This window comes from Solicola agrisoli (genome assembly GCF_049059935.1).
In the GTDB taxonomy this organism is placed as follows: domain Bacteria; phylum Actinomycetota; class Actinomycetes; order Propionibacteriales; family Nocardioidaceae; genus JAURVT01.
In genome coordinates this window covers 1-15,791 of record NZ_JBMGQR010000089.1, presented here as the reverse complement: position 1 = coordinate 15,791, position 15,791 = coordinate 1, and the positions used below count along the sequence as shown (strand labels likewise).

Annotated in this window: 14 protein-coding genes; 3 read left to right on the top strand and 11 right to left on the bottom strand. The window is 71.4% G+C overall.

The annotated features are described in order from the left end of the window. Together ACI6PP_RS20575 and ACI6PP_RS20570 are read right to left on the bottom strand one after the other, a co-directional pair. On the bottom strand, positions 1-717 hold a 717-nt coding region (locus tag ACI6PP_RS20575; RefSeq protein WP_421113565.1), incomplete at its 3' end, for a DNA-3-methyladenine glycosylase family protein. Continuing rightward, positions 714-1,091, bottom strand: coding sequence for a VOC family protein (locus ACI6PP_RS20570; protein ID WP_421113563.1), 378 nt, complete (start codon positions 1,089-1,091; stop codon positions 714-716). The genes ACI6PP_RS20575 and ACI6PP_RS20570, both read right to left, overlap by 4 nt. Positions 1,092-1,152: 61 nt before the next feature. Between ACI6PP_RS20570 and ACI6PP_RS20565 the strand changes: the two genes are divergently transcribed. Then, the gene (locus ACI6PP_RS20565) at positions 1,153-1,596 is read left to right on the top strand and encodes a MarR family winged helix-turn-helix transcriptional regulator (protein WP_421113562.1); all 444 of its coding nucleotides are present in this window, start codon (positions 1,153-1,155) and stop codon (positions 1,594-1,596) included. A gap of 94 nt (positions 1,597-1,690) precedes the next feature. Here the strand turns inward: ACI6PP_RS20565 and ACI6PP_RS20560 are convergent, their stop codons facing one another. From ACI6PP_RS20560 to ACI6PP_RS20545, 4 genes are read right to left on the bottom strand one after another with little or no spacing between them, the layout of a single operon-like run. Further along, positions 1,691-2,581, bottom strand: a complete 891-nt coding sequence (locus ACI6PP_RS20560) for a sugar phosphate isomerase/epimerase family protein (protein ID WP_421113561.1) — start codon at positions 2,579-2,581, stop codon at positions 1,691-1,693. Continuing rightward, positions 2,578-3,579, bottom strand: coding sequence for a Gfo/Idh/MocA family protein (locus ACI6PP_RS20555; RefSeq protein WP_421113560.1), 1,002 nt, complete (start codon positions 3,577-3,579; stop codon positions 2,578-2,580). Before ACI6PP_RS20555 ends, ACI6PP_RS20560 begins: the two co-directional genes overlap by 4 nt. Before the next feature lie 28 nt (positions 3,580-3,607). Beyond that, positions 3,608-3,967, bottom strand: coding sequence for a universal stress protein (locus ACI6PP_RS20550; protein ID WP_421113559.1), 360 nt, complete (start codon positions 3,965-3,967; stop codon positions 3,608-3,610). 19 nt (positions 3,968-3,986) lie between these two features. After that, positions 3,987-5,411, bottom strand: coding sequence for a sugar porter family MFS transporter (locus ACI6PP_RS20545; protein WP_421113558.1), 1,425 nt, complete (start codon positions 5,409-5,411; stop codon positions 3,987-3,989). Between the two features lie 187 nt (positions 5,412-5,598). Between ACI6PP_RS20545 and ACI6PP_RS20540 the strand changes: the two genes are divergently transcribed. Continuing rightward, positions 5,599-6,603 (top strand): LacI family DNA-binding transcriptional regulator, encoded by a 1,005-nt coding sequence (locus tag ACI6PP_RS20540; RefSeq protein ID WP_421113557.1) that lies wholly within the window; start codon positions 5,599-5,601, stop codon positions 6,601-6,603. A gap of 91 nt (positions 6,604-6,694) precedes the next feature. Beyond that, positions 6,695-7,600, top strand: coding sequence for a macrolide 2'-phosphotransferase (locus ACI6PP_RS20535; RefSeq protein WP_421113556.1), 906 nt, complete (start codon positions 6,695-6,697; stop codon positions 7,598-7,600). A gap of 37 nt (positions 7,601-7,637) precedes the next feature. On the opposite strand, the gene ACI6PP_RS20530 is transcribed toward ACI6PP_RS20535, so the two are convergent. From ACI6PP_RS20530 to ACI6PP_RS20510, 5 genes are all read right to left on the bottom strand, one after another. Then, positions 7,638-9,662 (bottom strand): APC family permease, encoded by a 2,025-nt coding sequence (locus ACI6PP_RS20530; RefSeq protein WP_421113555.1) that lies wholly within the window; start codon positions 9,660-9,662, stop codon positions 7,638-7,640. 340 nt (positions 9,663-10,002) lie between these two features. After that, entirely contained in the window at positions 10,003-10,611 is a 609-nt protein-coding gene (locus ACI6PP_RS20525) for a hypothetical protein (protein ID WP_421113554.1), read from the bottom strand. A gap of 5 nt (positions 10,612-10,616) precedes the next feature. Next, complete coding sequence (locus tag ACI6PP_RS20520) at positions 10,617-12,359, bottom strand: alpha/beta hydrolase (protein ID WP_421113552.1); 1,743 nt, start codon at positions 12,357-12,359, stop codon at positions 10,617-10,619. A 222-nt stretch (positions 12,360-12,581) separates the two neighbouring features. Beyond that, positions 12,582-13,706 (bottom strand): hypothetical protein, encoded by a 1,125-nt coding sequence (locus ACI6PP_RS20515; RefSeq protein ID WP_421113551.1) that lies wholly within the window; start codon positions 13,704-13,706, stop codon positions 12,582-12,584. Positions 13,707-13,719: 13 nt separating this feature from the next. Further along, positions 13,720-15,072, bottom strand: coding sequence for an SNIPE associated domain-containing protein (locus ACI6PP_RS20510; RefSeq protein WP_421113550.1), 1,353 nt, complete (start codon positions 15,070-15,072; stop codon positions 13,720-13,722). Between the last annotated feature and the right edge of the window lie 719 nt (positions 15,073-15,791).

The window sequence follows — 15,791 nt, the reverse complement described above, 5'->3', positions numbered from 1 at the left end:
CTCGTGGCGCGGGACGGCGTCGGGGGCGTTGGCGCCGCGCAGGACGACGAGCTCGGCGGCGAACGGTCCGAGCCCCAGCACCTGCTGCACGCGGGCGACCGCGTCGACGGGGTCCAGGCCGCGGAGCGCGCGTCCGTCGAGGACGCCGTCGAGGGCGGCGTCGGCGACGGCGTGGAGGTACTCGGTCTTGCGGCCGGGCAGGTCGAGCTCGAGCCCGCGGAGCCGCTCGGGGGTGGGGAACGCGCCGTCGGTCCCGTGGTCGGCGACGACCCGGTCGCGCAGCCGGGCGGCCTGGGTGATGCGCATCCGCTGCGACAGCACCGACCACGCCGCCGCCTCGTACGGCGAGTGGAAGCCGCACGGCCGCAGCCCGGGCATCGCCTCCTGCGCGCGGGCGACGACGGGGTCGCGGCGGGCGACGTCGGGCCAGGTGGTCGCGTCGACGTCGAGCGACAGGAACCGTGCGACCTGTGCCGCCGCGGCGTCGAGGTCGCCGGCGCCCGACACCTCGATGCGGGCGACGTCGCCGTCCTGGACGACGGTGGTCGCGACGCGCGTCCAGTCGGTGTCGGAGAGGAAGACGGTGCGCAGGGCGTGGTCCCGGTCGCCGGCAGCGGCCAGCGCGGCGGGCGAGAAGCCCTCCCAGAAGGCGCGGCTGACCGCGAGCGACCAGGGTCCGACGACGGTGAGCCCGACCGTGTGGGTCGAGCCGGTCACGCGGCGTCGCCGTGGATGGTGACGGCGTACCCGTCGAGGTCGACGAAGGTGAACATCGGGCCGAACGGACCGTCGGCGAGCGGCGCGGCGATGGTGACGCCGGCGGCGTCGAGGTCGTGGTGGAGGGTGGCGGCGTCGTCGGCGTGCAGCCACAGCGCGACCCCCACCCCGGGACGCGGGACCGCGGCGTCGAGGTCGACGCCGGGCAGCGGGTTCCGCACGGCGAACGAGATGGGCGCGGTGTCGAACACCACCGCGCCGGGAGGGCTGACGGCCGCGCGACGAAGGCCGAGGCGCGAGGCGTAGAACTCGGCGGCGGCGTCGACGTCGCGCACCTGGAGGGCGACGAAGCTGGGGCCGGTGACGGTGGCCATGGGATCTCCTCGGGGTCGATGTCAGGTTCCTGACATCGCGACTCTATGTCAGACTCCTGACATGTCGCAAGAGCAGATCGACCTCGACTCGTCCATCGGCTACGCGCTCAAGCAGACCGCCACCGCCCTGCGCGGGGCGATGGACGCCGCACTGCGGCCGCTCGCGCTGAACGTCTCGCAGTACTCGTGCCTGGAGCTGCTCCGCCAGCGCCCCGGGCTCTCGGCGTCCGACCTGGCCCGCAGCACCTTCGTCACCCGGCAGTCGATGCAGACGCTGCTGCAGGGACTGCAGGAGCGCGGCCTGCTCACCCGCCCGACCACCGCGCCGCAGGGCCGCGCGCTGCCCACCGAGATCACCGCCGACGGCGCGCGTCTGCTCGCGCGGGCCAGCGCGGCCGTCGCGGACGTCGAGACGCGGATGCTCCGCGACCTCTCCCCCACCGCACGCACCCGCTTCCTCCGTGACCTCGCGTCGTGCACCGCCGCGCTCGGCGACGGGGCCTGAGCGACGCCCGTCCGGACGTGGATCTCTGGATCGTGGTCGCCATGGCGACCACGATCCAGAGACCAGCCACGATCCAGAGACTCTCGTGGGTGGGTCAGCCGCGCGGCGACTCCCACGTGGCGGCGTCGAAGTGGGTGTCGACCAGGCCGCGGATCTTCTCGATCATCCGGACGTTGACCTCGTCGGCGACCTCGTCCCAGCCGAACACCGAGGCGCTGATCGAGCCGTCGAAGCCGACCGCCGCGAGGGCGGCGAACGCGGTGTCGAAGTCGACGTCGCCGCGGCCGATCTCCATGTGCTGGTGCACGCGGGCGGTCGAGCCGGGCGGGTTGACGATGTAGCGCAGGCCGTTGTTGATCGTGTGGTCGAACGCGTCGGCGACGTGCACCGAGACGACGTCCGGGCCCGCGGCGGCGATGATCCGCGACGCGTCGCCGCCCATGTGGAAGGTGTGCGGCAGGCAGTACTGGAACTTCACGCTGGACGAGTCCAGCCCCCGCAGCGCGTGGACGGCAGCGACGCCGTCCTCGATGAAGTCGTCGGGGTGCGGCTCGAGCACCAGGGTCAGCCCCTCGGCCTCGATCAGGGGCAGCAGCTCGTCGATCGACCGCACCCAGGCGGCCTCGGCGGTCTCGGGGTCCTCGGGGCGGCCGTTGAACTCCGAGTTCAGGACCGTCACGCCGAGGTCGACGGCGATCTGGATCGTCCGGCGCCAGGCGCGGACGGCGGCGCGGCGGTGGTCCTCGTCGGGCCCGGCCCAGCGCTGGAGCGGGAGGATCGACGAGATGCCGACACCGGCGTCGCCCAGGCGCTTGCGCAGCGCCGCGACGCCCGCGGAGTCGATCCGCGGCTGGCCGAAGAACGGCACGAAGTCGTCCTTGGGACTGATCTCGATCCACTCGAAGCCCAGGCTCGCCGCCTTGTCGGGCAGCTCGAGCACCGAGTGCGTCCCGTAGTACATCGCGGGGTCGAGCGTGAGCCTCACGGGCGCAGTCCCATCCGGACCTCGACGCGCTCGCCGGTGCGCAGCGCCTCGACGGCGGCCTCGGTGACCGCGGCGGCCGCGTAGCCGTCCCACGCACCCGGTCCGGCGACCTCGCCACGGCGGGCGCCGTCGACCCAGGCCTGCAGCTCGTCGGCGTACGCCTGGCCGAAGCGCGCCACGAAGTCGGGCGTCACCTGTCCTCCCCAGCGACCACCGGCGCTCGTCTGCAGTGCGTGGCCGAGCCCGATCATCGCCGAGCCGCGCTCGGCGACGAGCTCGGTGCGTACCTCGTACGCGTGGGTGGTGCGCACGAAGATCTCGTCGGTGACGAGCCGCCCGCCCTCGGTCTCGAAGACGACGAGCATCGGGTCCTGGACGCCCGACGGTGCCGCCGACGTCGCGACGCCCGCGAACACGCGCACGGCGACGATCTCCTCGTCGAGCAGGAAGCGGGCCGAGTCCACCTCGTGCACGACGGAGTCCGTCAGCATCATGGTGCTGTCGAAGTGTTCGGGGACGGCGGGGTTGCGGTGCGCGCAGTGCAGCACCAGCGCGCTGCCCAGCTCCTCGGACGCGATCGTCTCGCGCAGGGCCAGGTACTCGGCGTCGAAGCGGCGCATGAAGCCGACCTGCACCAGCGGGCGGTCGAGCTTGGCCTCGGCGAGCACCACGTCGTAGGCGGTGCCGGCCTCGATCGTCAGCGGCTTCTCGCAGAGCACCGGCTTGCCGGCCTCCAGGCACGCGAGCACCTGGGCCTCGTGGAACTGGCCGGGGCTGGCGATCACGACGGCGTCGACGTCGTCGGCGGTGACGGCCTCGAGCGGGTCGTCGACGACGCGGGCGCCGACGGCCGACGCCACCTCCGTCGCGCGCTCGTGCGAGTAGTCCGAGACGACGGTGACGCGGGCGCCCTTGGTGCGGGCCGTCAGCGTGTCGACGTGGTAGCCGCCCATCTGGCCGACTCCGAGGACGGCGATGCGCAGGTCTGGGGTGGTCACGTGTTCCTCCGGTGCGGTGGAGAGGGCGTCAGGCCGGGATCTTGACGGCCAGGACGGGGACGGGGCTGTCGAGCAGGAGCTGCTGGCTGATGCTGCCCAGCAGCGCCTTGCCGACGGGCGAGCGGCGGCGGACGCAGATCACGAGCCGGTCGACGTCGGGGTGGTCGGCGACCTCGTCGAGCACGGCCCGGACGGGGTCGCGGTCGCCGCCGCCGTGGCGGTCGACGACGGTGACCTCGAGGTCCGCCGCGAGACCCGAGGTGTCGAGCGGCGAGAGGGTGAGGTTCGCGACGAGCAGGTCGGTCCCGAGCAGGGTGGCCTCCTCGGCGCCGGCGACGAGGGCGTGGCGTCCCTCCGGGCTGTCGGTGACGACGGTGAGCACGGTCATGGTGGGGTCCTTCCGGGGGTCAGGCGTAGTCGCGGCGGAACTGGGCCTCGAGCTGCTCCAGCGAGCGCCCGCGGGTCTCGGGCACGGTGCGGTGGACGAAGACCAGCGCCGCCAGCCCGAGCGCGACGAAGATGAAGAAGGTGCTGGAGATCCCGATGGCCTCGACGACGGGCGGGAAGGCGAGCGCGACGAGAGCGTTGGCGAGCCAGAGCACCAGGACGCTGATCCCGATGGCCAGGCTGCGGATCTTCAGCGGGAACATCTCCGAGAGGATCAGCCAGACCAGCGGCCCGATGGTGCCCTGCATGCAGAACACGAAGGCGACGACGAACACGAGGATGAAGTAGGCCTTGGCGGTGCCGTCGGGCAGCAGCAGCGCCGACAGGCCGACGAGCAGGTGGAACGTGGTGGTGAGCGCGAAGCCGCCGAGGAGCATCTTGCGGCGGTCGATGCGGTTGATGAGCGCCAGCCCGACGAGGATGCCCAGCACGCTGAACAGGCCGTTGAGCGTGTTGGCGATGATCGCGGCGCTGTCGGAGAAGCCGGCGTCGCCGAGCAGCTGCGTGCCGTAGTACATGATCGAGTTGATCCCGGTGAACTGCTGGAAGATGCCCAGGCCAGCCCCGATCAGGATGAGGCGGCGGATCCAGCGCACCGACAGGTCGGTGGCGCCTGCGGTCTTGGACGCGGCCTCCTCCGCGGCGAGGCGGTGCACCTCGTCCATCTCGGCCTCGGCACGCTCGTCGGTGCGGACCTGCTTGAGCACCGCGAGCGCCTCGGCGTCCCGCCCCTGAGCGACCAGCCACCGCGGGCTCTCGGGCATCCGCAGCATCCCGACGAACAGCGCGATCGCCGGCAGCAGCGCGACGATGAGCATGACCCGCCAGATCCAGTCGATCTCGCCCCAGATGTTGAAGATGATCGCGTTGATCACGAACGCCGCGAACTGCCCGCTGACGATCATCACCTCGTTGCGGGTGACGAGCCCGCCGCGGCGCTCGACCGGGGCGACCTCGGCGAGGTACACCGGCACGGTGGCCGACGCGCCGCCGACCGCGAGCCCGAGCACGAAGCGGAAGAGCGCCAGCACCGGCCACGACGGTGCCAGGACGCAGCCGAGGGTGCCGATCATGAAGATCACCGCGAGCATCAGGATGTTGTGGCGCCGCCCGCGACGGTCCGACAGGTAGCCACCGACGATGGCGCCCACGGCCGCACCGAAGATGAGGATGCTCACCACGAACCCCTCGGTGAACGCCGTCAGGCCGAGGTCGCGCTTGAGCGGCTCGAGAGCCCCGTTGATGACGCCGGTGTCGTAACCGAACAACAGGCCACCGAACGTGGCGACGACGACGATCAGCCCGAGACGCTGCGAGTGCGGGCCGCGCGTGTCGGGCGGCAGCGCCGGGCGTTCGCTCGACGGGGTGGTGTCGTGGGTGGTCATGGGCGCCTCCAGGGCTACGGGCGTTCGGGGCGTCGGGTCGAGGACGGCGACGCGGATCAGGCCGTCTCCACCGGCCCTGTCCCGTCGGACCTCCCGAAGACGTGCCGCCACGTTAGAGCGCTCTAACGCCCGCGTCAAGGGGAAGTTGCCGCCATCGCCGACCACGTTGGAGCGGTACGCTGACCCCGTGGACTCGGTGACGATGGAGGACGTGGCCCGGGCGGCCAAGGTGTCCCGCGCGCTCGTCTCCCTCGTCATGCGCGACTCGCCCAAGGTGTCCCCCGAGCGACGCGAGGCGGTCCTGCAGGCGGCCCGCGAGCTCGGCTACCGGCGCAACCGCCTGGCCAGCTCGCTCGCCAGCCACCGCACGCACGCCGTGGGGGTGCTGCTGTCGGACCTGCACAACCCGGTGTTCGCCGCGGTCTACGACGGCCTCGACGACCGCCTGCGCGAGACGTCCCAGCGCCTGCTCGTGGCCACCGGCCGCACCGACCCCGACAGGGAGGCCGAGGCGATCTGGACGTTCCTCGACCTGCGCGTCGACGCCCTCGTCCTCGTCGGCGCGACCGTCCCGGACTCGCTGATCGCCGAGATCGGCAAGCGGGTGCCCACCGTCGTCGCCACGCGGCAGGTCGACCAGGCCCCCGTCGACTCGGTCTTCTCCGACGACGTCACCGGCGCCCGCGCCGCCGTCGACCACCTGCACCGGCTCGGCCACCGCGACATCGCCCACGTCGCGAGCCCGTCCCACCTCGTCTACCACGGGCGCCGCGACGGCTACGTCGACCGGATGCACGAGCTCGGGCTGGAGCCGTACGTCCTCGAGGGCGACCTCACCCGCCGCGGCGGCGAGCTCGCCGCGCACCGGATGGTCGACGAGCGACGGGTGCCCACCGCGGTCTTCGCCCACAACGACGTGACGGCCGTCGGCGTGGTCGACGCCCTCACGGCCACCGGCATCGACGTGCCCCAGGACGTGTCGGTCGTCGGCTACGACAACTCCGACCTCGCCCAGCTCGGGGTCGTGTCCCTCACCTCGGTCGACCTGCGCCCCCGCCGGATCGGCGAGGTCGCCGCCGGCCTCGTCCTCGAGCGGTTGAGCGGCCCGACCCTCGACGGGCCCGAGCTGCACCGCCTCGAGCCGGTCCTGTTCGAGCGCACCTCCACCCTGTCGCGCACCCCCGCCGGCTGACCGGGCCGCGGGTGGCGACCCACCGACGCCCGACCGCGAGGGGACGGCAAACAGCTGGCGCTCGAGCGGACGCCGATGAGAGCGTGGCCGCGTGGACCCGATCGACGACGCCATATCCCGCGCCGCCCGCCACGGGCTGCACCTGCTCGCCGACGGCGCGACGGCGAACGACGCGGGTCTGGACTACCGCGTGGTGATGGCCGACGACACCGACGGCCGGCGGTGGGTGGCACGCGTCCCGCGTCGTGCCGACGTGTCCGAGGGGATGGCGGCCGAGGCCCGGATCCTCGACCTCGTCTCGGCGCCGCTGGCGGCCGGCGGCGTCGCCGTGCCGGACTGGCAGGTCCGCGCCGACGACCTCGTCGCGTACCCGGCCCTCCCGGGCGCCCCCGGCCTGACGCTGTCCGAGGCCGGTGAGCCCGTCTGGCACATGGACCCGGCCAGTCCGGACTACGCCGAGCGCCTGGGCGGGCTGCTGGCCCGCCTGCACGCCATCGGCGCCGACGAGGCCCGTGCCGCCGGCGTCGAGGTCCGCACCCCGTCGCAGGTGCGCCAGGCCTGGGTCGACGACGTCACCCGCGTGCGCGAGGGCTTCACCGTCGCCCCGCACCTGGCCCGGCAGTGGCAGACCTGGCTCGACGACGACACCTGCTGGCCCGACACGACGGTGATGACCCACGGCGAGATCTACCCGGCCCACGTGCTGCTCGACGACGACGGCACCTTCACCGCCGTCCTGGACTGGACCACCGGACGCGTCGACGACCCCGCCCGCGACCTCGCCGCGCAGCACGGCGCCGCCGGCGACGACATGCTGCACGCCACCCTCGCCGCCTACGAACGCGCCGGCGGGCACGTGCACCCGGGCCTGGCCGCGCAGGCCCGCCACCTGTGGGACGCCTCCCCCATCGCCCACGCCCTGTACGCCCTGATCACGGGCGACGACGCGCACCTGGCCGCGGCGGCCGCCACGCTGGACGCCGCCCCCGAGCGCTGAGGCGCTGCGGTGACTGGGACGGTCGGGGGCTGCCTGCTCAGCGCTCGTCGTCGCGACGCATGGGCGTCGGGTCGCCGCGGCGCACGTCGCCGGGCACCGAGCGGACGCGAGGCGGGCCTGCCTGCTTGGCCGACGTCAGCTGGTACGGGACGCTCGTGACCATCACGCCGGGCGTGAACAGCAGGCGACCCTTGAGGCGCAGCGCGGTCTGGTTGTGGAGCAGCTGCTCCCACCACTTGCCCACCACGTACTCGGGGATGTAGACGCAGATGACGTCGCGCGGGCTGGCCTTGCGACGCTCGCGGACGTAGCGGACGATCGGGCGCACCAGCTCGCGGTAGGGCGAGTCGAGCACCTTGAGCGGCGCCTGGATGCCCAGCTCGTCCCAGCGGTCCAGCAGCTTGCGGGTGGTCTCGGGGTCGAGGTCGACCGTGACGCCCTCGAGCGAGCTCGGCCGCGACACCTTCGCGTAGGCGAGCGCGCGCATCGTGGGCTTGTGCAGCTTGCTGACCAGCACGACGGCGTGGACGCGCGACGGCAGGGCGACGTCCGTGTCGCTGATGGCCAGCTCGGACTCGACGTGGCGGTAGTGCCGGTTGATGCCGCGCATGATCACGTAGATGACGATCATCGCGGTGATCGCGATCCAGGCGCCCTGGAGGAACTTGGTGAGCAGCACGATCACGAGCACGGTGGCGGTCATGGCGAGGCCGAAGGTGTTGACGGCGCGCGAGCGCATCATCCGTCGGCGGGCCCCGGGATCGGTCTCGGTCCGCAGGTGCCGGGTCCAGTGCTTGATCATCCCCAGCTGGCTGAGGTTGAACGAGACGAAGACGCCGACGATGTACAGCTGGATCAGCTTGGTGACCTCGGCGTCGAACGCGACGATGAGGATGATGGCGCCGAACGCGAGGACGACGATGCCGTTGCTGAAGGCGAGGCGGTCGCCGCGGGTGTCGAGCGCGCGGGGCAGGTGGCCGTCGCGGGCGAGGATCGAGCCCAGCACCGGGAAGCCGTTGAACGCCGTGTTGGCCGCCAGCACCAGGATGATGCCGGTGCACGCGATCGTGAAGTAGAACATGATCGGCAGGTTGTCGAAGACCGCCTTGGCCAGCTGGCCGATGACGGTGTCCTGGGAGTACGACGGCCCCACCGGCTGGCCGTTCAGCAGCAGCTGGCTCTCGGGGTCCTCGGCGTAGCGGACGCCCGTGACGTCGGCCAGCACGATGATGCTCATGAGCATGGTGATCGAGATGCTGCCGAGCAGGAACAGCGTGGTCGCCGCGTTCTTGCTCTTGGGCTTGCGGAACGCCGGGACGCCGTTGCTGATCGCCTCGACGCCCGTCAGGGCCGCGCAGCCCGACGAGAAGGCCCGCGCGATCAGGAACGTCATCGCCAGCGTGGTGATCGCGCCCTCGTACGGCGGCTCGGCGGCGATGTCGAACTGCGCGCTCTCCACCGCCGGCAGCGTGCCGCCCGCGTACCGGATGAAGCCCCAGACCGACATCGACAGGATCGCGAACATGAACAGGTAGGTCGGGATCGCGAACGCCGTCCCCGACTCCTTGGCGCCGCGCAGGTTCATCGCCATCAGCAGCAGCACCAGGACCGAGGCCGCCAGCGCCTCGTGCCCGTTGAGGAACGGCAGCGCCGACGTCGCGTTCTGCACGCCCGACGAGATCGAGACGGCCACCGTCAGCACGTAGTCGACGAGCAGCGCGCTCGCCACCGTCACGCCGGCCTTGGGGCCGAGGTTGACCGTGGCCACCTCGTAGTCGCCGCCGCCGCTGGGGTAGGCGTGCACGTTCTGGCGGTACGAGGCCACCACGGTGAGCATCACCAGGGCGACGGCGATGCCGATCTTCCAGTTGAACGCGTACGCCGACAGCCCGGCCATGGACAGCGTCAGCAGGATCTCGTCCGGCGCGTAGGCGACCGACGACAGCGCGTCGCTCGCGAACACCGGCAGCGCGACCCGCTTGGGGAGAAGGGTCTCGCCGAGCTGCGTGCTGCGGAGCTTGCGGCCCACGAGAATGCGCTTGCCCGCCTCGACCAGTCCCACGCGCGAATCGTATGCCCGCCCCCACCCCCGCGCTGCCACTTGGGTCCACGGGTGCCACCGGACGTCCGGGGCGCCCGGACCGCCCGTCTGCGCGGAGCGGGTCCGGCGGGGCCTGCCCCGGCTGCCGTAGCCTCTGTCCTGGGGTACGAACGACGTCGGCGTCGTCCCGACGGGCGCCCGGCCGTCGTCCGCACCTCGGGGCCTCTGGCGGGTGCGGACTTTAGCTCTGACCTGGGACGTGCGGACAATCGAACCGGGGCGAGTGCTTGTTCTCGGAACGGCCTTCGGTCCGGTCGAGAACGCAGGAGGATCGGCCTCCACGACCCCAGAGGGCTTCGGGTCACGTGGTCGGAGGCGCTACGGGGCTCGTTGGCACTCCGGGCAGCGGAAGGTCTTCACTGCCCCCATCAGGCAGGCCGGACGGGGCGTCGCCCTCCACCACTCCGCACGGTCCGTCGACGTCCATCAGGATGTACCGGCCGTCTCGTCCTGGGAATACGGTGGCGACGTGGTCGTCGCGGGTGAACGCCGGCTCCTCGTCGTCGGCGCCGGGCTGCGGCCGCCAGCCGTCCTGGGTGAGGGAGTCGGCCACAGCCGCCACTGCGTCGGCCGGCGACCCGGTGGACAGGTCGAAACGGGCACTGGCGCTGTACTTGTAACCCTTACCGTCGTCGAGGCAGCCGACCCACGCTCCGTCTGGCAGCAGGGACGTCGCACCGAACTCGGCCAGCGCGCCGGTCGCTGTCGCGGTCAGCACCTGGGTGGCCAGCGTCCGCGTGCGCACGCGTTGTTCGGCGGCCACCTGCTCGGTCAGCACGATCTGCTTCTCGGATGTCCCGGTCACGCGAGGCTCCTGCGGGTTCGAGGTGGTGGTGCAGCCGCCGAGCAGCAACGCGGCGGCCAGCACGCCGGCGAGATCGGCGCGCTTCGGGGAACGGCGGCGGCTCATGGGGCTCATCTTGGGCCACCGGAGATGACGTCGAGCACCCGAGCCTTTTCAGGATCCAGCGGGCTACCGATCAACGGGTCGTGGCGAGGGTCGGCGCGGTCGACGTCCTGGTCGTGCCCGATGACGACGTCGGTCATGTTGTCGAGGGACTCCGATCCCTTGTCGAAGTAGCTGGTGTGGTGGTCCAGCAGGCCGGCGTCGGTGTCGGGCAGCTCGGCCTTGAACCGGTTGGCGCCGAAGTCGTCGCTGCTCGGGTCACGACCTAGGCCGACGCCGTCGTCGACCCATCCCGAGCCGCCGGCCTTGGTGACCGGGTCCTGGGAGTCCGACCCCACCCAGACGTGGCCCTTGCCCACGCCGAGGTCTGCCGCGTCGTCGGCGGTCTGTCCGGCGCCGGGGCTGCCGACCAGGACGATGTCGTCGGCGTCCATGCCGTGGTCTGAACCGGCCAGTGCCGTGGTGGTGCTTCCGTAGCTGTGGCCGACGACCGTCAGGTGGGGTTGGTCGCCGCCGCGCGCGGCGCGGATGCCTTCGACGTCTCGCGCGAGGATCTGCGCCCCGTCCTCGGCCTTGCCCTGGTTCCTCACGCCCGCGAAGTCACCGATGCTGTCCGACGGCGCGTCGTACCCCATCCACGTGACCACAGCCGTCGATCCAGGGTCGCGGCGGTCGGCCTGCTCGTAGAGGTTCATCGAGTTGGACACCTGCCCTCCGACCCCGTCGAGCTTTGAGGTAAGCCCCGGCACCGACAGCGCGATGTTCTTCGCGGCGTCCAGGTCGCCGCTGACGATCGCGGCCCGTCCATCGCCCCCGAACGCATCCAGGTCCAGGGCGTACAGCTGCGCGTGCGTTGGCTGACGGGTGACCCGGTCGCGCCGGGACTCGATCCGGTCGAGCTGCTTCTGGGTGGCCTCGGCGTTCTTCAGCACCTGCCGCTGCTCGTCGGCGATCGTCCCGTCGCGTTCGGCGGCGCGCAGCCGGGTCAGTACCGCGCCGAGGACGTCGCGGTTCGCCTCGTCGCGCGCTTCGGCCGGCAGCCCGTCTGCGCGACCGAGGTCTTCTGGCATCGACCGGAGCATCGCCGCTCGTTCGGCCGCGGAGAGGCTGGCCCACCAACGTGCGATGTCGGCAGCACTCATGTTCAGCAGGGGCCGTCTGGCATCGAGGCCGGTCTTGCGCAGCGCGCTCGTCAGGGCCGCGTCGTCCGACGGGTCCAGAGCGGCCAGGTGTCCGGTCCGGTCGAGCGCCGCCAGGTCGGCGGCGTTGGGCCCGCGGTCGAGCATGGCCGCTGCCTCGTCTCCAGCGTCATTAAGGGTGGCCTCGAGGCGGCGGTACTCGGCTTGGAGCGCCGCCTTCTCGGCCCCGAATGCGTCCATGGCCGCTTCGGTTGGGTCCCCGGCCGGGTTGTCCGGGGTGCACGTTCCGGTCGGCTTCCCGGGCATGCGGGCGTTGAGGTCATCCACGCCCCGGTTGAAGGCGATCACCGCGTCGGCGAATCGCGCCAGTACCCCGCCGGCCATTCGTCCGGCGTCACGCAGCTCCGCACTGGCTGCGACGACCGGTTCGGCGACCGCCGCGGCTGGTGACCGAAGACTGCCATTGGTGTGGGCCGCCGCTCGTCGCGCACCCGACCTGGCTGCCGAACCGACTCGATCGAACCCGCCGGCTGCGCCGGTAAGGTCCGCGGCGGTGCCAGCGACCTCGTCGGGCTTGGCCGGGTAGTGCGCGAACGGGCCGTCGAGAGTCACTGCTGGCCCCCTCGGTCTAGGTACGGCGGGAACGCCACGTTAGGTCCTGCGGGGGTCACCGCCCCTGCCGCGGACCCGCAGCCACGGGTGCGTCAGCTCCCCGAGCTCAGCGGTGTCGTCCACCCTTGGAGGGGCGCTGCAACTGCGATGGCGCTGCCGAACCGGACGAGCGCCTGACGGACCTCGTCACCAAATCGACCGCAACAACGGCGGGGCTGACCGTCAGTCCGCGTACGGCGATGTCGGGTCCAGCACAGCCAGGCGCTTCTTGAAGTCCTTCAGCCGCTCCGCTTCGGCATCGCCCGGCATGGACATGATGCTCAGCGGACCGTACCGGTGCCGCTTCTCGAGCGATTTGATCTCCTCCTCGAGTCGCTGCGCCTTCCGCAGTCTGACTGCCAACGACGGGGTTTCGACAGGGGTTTCCGCCGGCGGGACCTCCGTGGAAATACGCCATCCCGTGTCATCACGCTCGATGTCCGGCGTCCTCTTGGGATGGCCTGCGCGCGCGAGGTCATAACCCCATTCGGCGCTCTTCTGGACGATCCGCTCGACGCTGGCGAAGTCCGTCTTCGCGCGCGCCCGGCTTCTTCCAGGCATGTCCTTGGCGGACCGGGTGTCGTTGAGAAGGAACTCGAAGACCCGCCTCGCTGCCCCGCCCGGGTCGGTAGACACGAGCCTTTCGAACTTGGTCCTTTCAGAGGGCCCCATTCCCAGGAGTTCTGCCTGAAGGAGGAGCAGTTGCTCGATCGCCTCGTCGTCAGCAATCACGCGGCTTGACGCGGTCCGAGTTGCCTTCGGCTTAGGCGCAGCCTCTGCCGACGGTGGGGAATCGGAATCACCATTCTCATGCTCACCCTCCGCCGCACCTGCTGGCACCGGAGAGCCGTCATGCACCGGCTTCTCAATTTCGTCGCGTCCCGCCGAATCGAGATCCCCGTCGGCCCCCGCCTCTTGAATGGGCACAGGATCGGCACTCAAGACATTCTCTGCTGCAGTCGACGACGAGGATTCTTCGCCCACGCCGAGCAGTGCGTCGAGATCCGGAGCGACATCGCGGGCGAAGTCCTCGGTCCGCGACGTGGCGAACCTCGCCGATGTGCCGAGAACGTCCATCTGCAAGAGGTCGCTGAGCTTTCTTTCGAGTGGTCGCCTGAAGAGGCTGAGACCGACCAAGATCACGACTGGCCAGACCAACGCCTGTAGGTACCGGAGCGTCAGGTCGGGATCTGTAACCACCCAACGAAACAGCGCGAAGGTGGTTGCGAGTGCCCCGATCAACAGAACTCCCGCCCGGACCTGGAAGCTGTCGCGCCAACGGGGCGTGGGAGTGTCTGGCGACGTCATAGGTTTTCGCTCCTCAATTCGCGCGCACTTGTGACTGTGGTCGCACGAGCGTCGGCGTTGGTCGACTGGTGGTATTCAGCGGCCTCGGGGGTGTCGGTGTACTCCAGCGGTTGCCGGTGACCTGGGCGAGGAGATCGCGGACCTCGGCGGGGGTGGCGTAGAAGAACTCGCGGCGGTGGTTCACGCGGTTGACGCGCTGGGCGGCGAGGCGGCGGTGGAGCTCGGCCTCGACGCCGACCGCGTCGTTGGAGAAGTGGATCGCGTGGACGTCGAAGTTGAACGGCACCGAGGCGTCCGACAGCTCGCGGACGCGGTCAAGGGGCTCCAGGCGGCGGGTCATGCCGACCTTGACCATCCGCTCGCCGAAGGAGCCGAGGTTGGAGATGACGTAGACGTAACCGGCACGGACGTTCGCGGCGCGGAAGTCGACGTCCTCGATGGCCTGGCCGATCTGGGCGAGGCGGTCGCGGAGGTCTTGGAGGCCGTCGGTGTTGCCGGCGGCTTCGAGCTTGGCCAGGGCGTTGAGGTAGTGCTGCTGTTCCTTGGCGAGGCGTTCGCGTTCGCGGTCGAGCTCGGCCTGGGCCTTGCGCTCCTCGCGCAGGCGGGAGCGTTCCTCGCGTTCGCGTTCCTTCTCCTCGGCGAGCTTGTTGATGTGGTCGGCGGTCAGCTCGAGCTCGGTCAGGCGCAGGCGGTGGTACTCCGCGGAGATGTGGATGTCCATGGACTGCCCCAGACGCTCGATGGTCTGGCGGGACTTGGACAGGCGGTCGCGGGCGGAGTCGAGCTTGTAGGGGCGCATGGAACGCACGAGGTTGTCGGCCTCGTTGTTGTAGGCGCGCTGCAGGAGCTTGGAGAACTCACGGACCATCTTGCGGCCCTGGGTGACCGACCCGTTCATGGTGAACCCGGTGGTCGCGAGCACGGCGCCGCCGTCCTTGCGGTTCATGGTCTTGATGCGGTCCTTGACGCGCTCGAGCTCGGCCTTGAAGGCGACCGAGTCGTCCAAGGGGTGGGGGTAGTCGTAGACGCCGACCTCCTGCAGGACGACGTCGTCGCGGGTCACAACCAACGCCGCGCGGATTTTCGCGGCCTCGGCGCGCACCTCGGCCAGAGCGCGCTGCTCGGCCTCAGCGGCCTCCCTCGCAGTGGCACGCGCCTGCCGGTCGGCCTCTGCCGCCTGGCCCTGCTCGGCCGCGATGGTCTCGGTGAGGTGTCGGCGCCGGTTCTCCAACTCGACGACGTCGAGGGCGCCGAGGCGTTCGAGGTCGTGGCGGAGCTGGGCGTTCTGGGCGTGGAGATCCTGGACCTGGCGTCCGAGCTCCTTGGCCTTGCCGCGGGCGCCGAACAGGCCGACCTCGACGTCCATCGGCGGCAGGGGCGGAGGCGGTGCGGTCCGGGTCGGACCGGCCGGAGCCGCCAAAGCTGGGCCACTCGCGGCCACAGGCGCCGCAGCGGACGTGGGCCCCCCGTCGCCTGGGTTGGCGTCGGTGACGACACCCGGTTCCGCTGCGGCCGCACCGGGTGTCGTCTCCTCGGTCGGCTGGGCGACGCGGCGACCCTGGTAGCTGGTGGGGGCGGGCGGCTCCTCCGCAGACGGTGCGGCCGCCCGGCGCCCGGCCGTGGGCTGCTCAGCATCCGCCTCCGGGAACGTGGTCTGGTCGCCGGCGCCGTCGGGGCGCGTCCAGAACTGCCAACCGGCGGGTGCCGGCGGCCACGACGGGTCGGGCTTCCACCCGGCAGGCGGAGACCACCCCGGCGGCGGGGGCGGCCACGTCTGCGGCCCCTGCCAGCGCCACACCGGCTCCTCGGGGGCGCTCTCGGGCTGCCGGGCGGTCGTCGGCGAGGACGGTGTGCTCGACGCTGCGGCGGTCCGCGGGCTGTGGGGGCTGTGGTGGGCGCCGGGGCTCGTGGCGAGGTCCTTGACCTCGTGAAAGCAGGTGTCGGGCATCCCGTTGACACCGACGGCCCCGCGGTGCGCGTCGGCTGTCGTGACGATCTCGTCGACGAGCTGGTCGACCTCGGCCTTCGTGGACTCGCGGACCGGGATGAACCGCAGCACGTGAGGGTCGTCAGTCAGCTTCGCCG

What these genes read in the sequence shown, in the direction of transcription:
- ACI6PP_RS20570 (WP_421113563.1), bottom strand. Translation starts at nt 1,091, where the DNA reads ATGGCCACCGTCACCGGCCCCAGCTTCGTCGCCCTCCAGGTGCGCGAC.
- ACI6PP_RS20565 (WP_421113562.1), top strand. Translation starts at nt 1,153, where the DNA reads ATGTCGCAAGAGCAGATCGACCTCGACTCGTCCATCGGCTACGCGCTC.
- ACI6PP_RS20550 (WP_421113559.1), bottom strand. Translation starts at nt 3,967, where the DNA reads ATGACCGTGCTCACCGTCGTCACCGACAGCCCGGAGGGACGCCACGCC.
- ACI6PP_RS20545 (WP_421113558.1), bottom strand. Translation starts at nt 5,411, where the DNA reads ATGACCACCCACGACACCACCCCGTCGAGCGAACGCCCGGCGCTGCCG.
- ACI6PP_RS20525 (WP_421113554.1), bottom strand. Translation starts at nt 10,611, where the DNA reads ATGAGCCGCCGCCGTTCCCCGAAGCGCGCCGATCTCGCCGGCGTGCTG.
- ACI6PP_RS20515 (WP_421113551.1), bottom strand. Translation starts at nt 13,706, where the DNA reads ATGACGTCGCCAGACACTCCCACGCCCCGTTGGCGCGACAGCTTCCAG.
- ACI6PP_RS20510 (WP_421113550.1), bottom strand. Translation starts at nt 15,072, where the DNA reads ATGGACGTCGAGGTCGGCCTGTTCGGCGCCCGCGGCAAGGCCAAGGAG.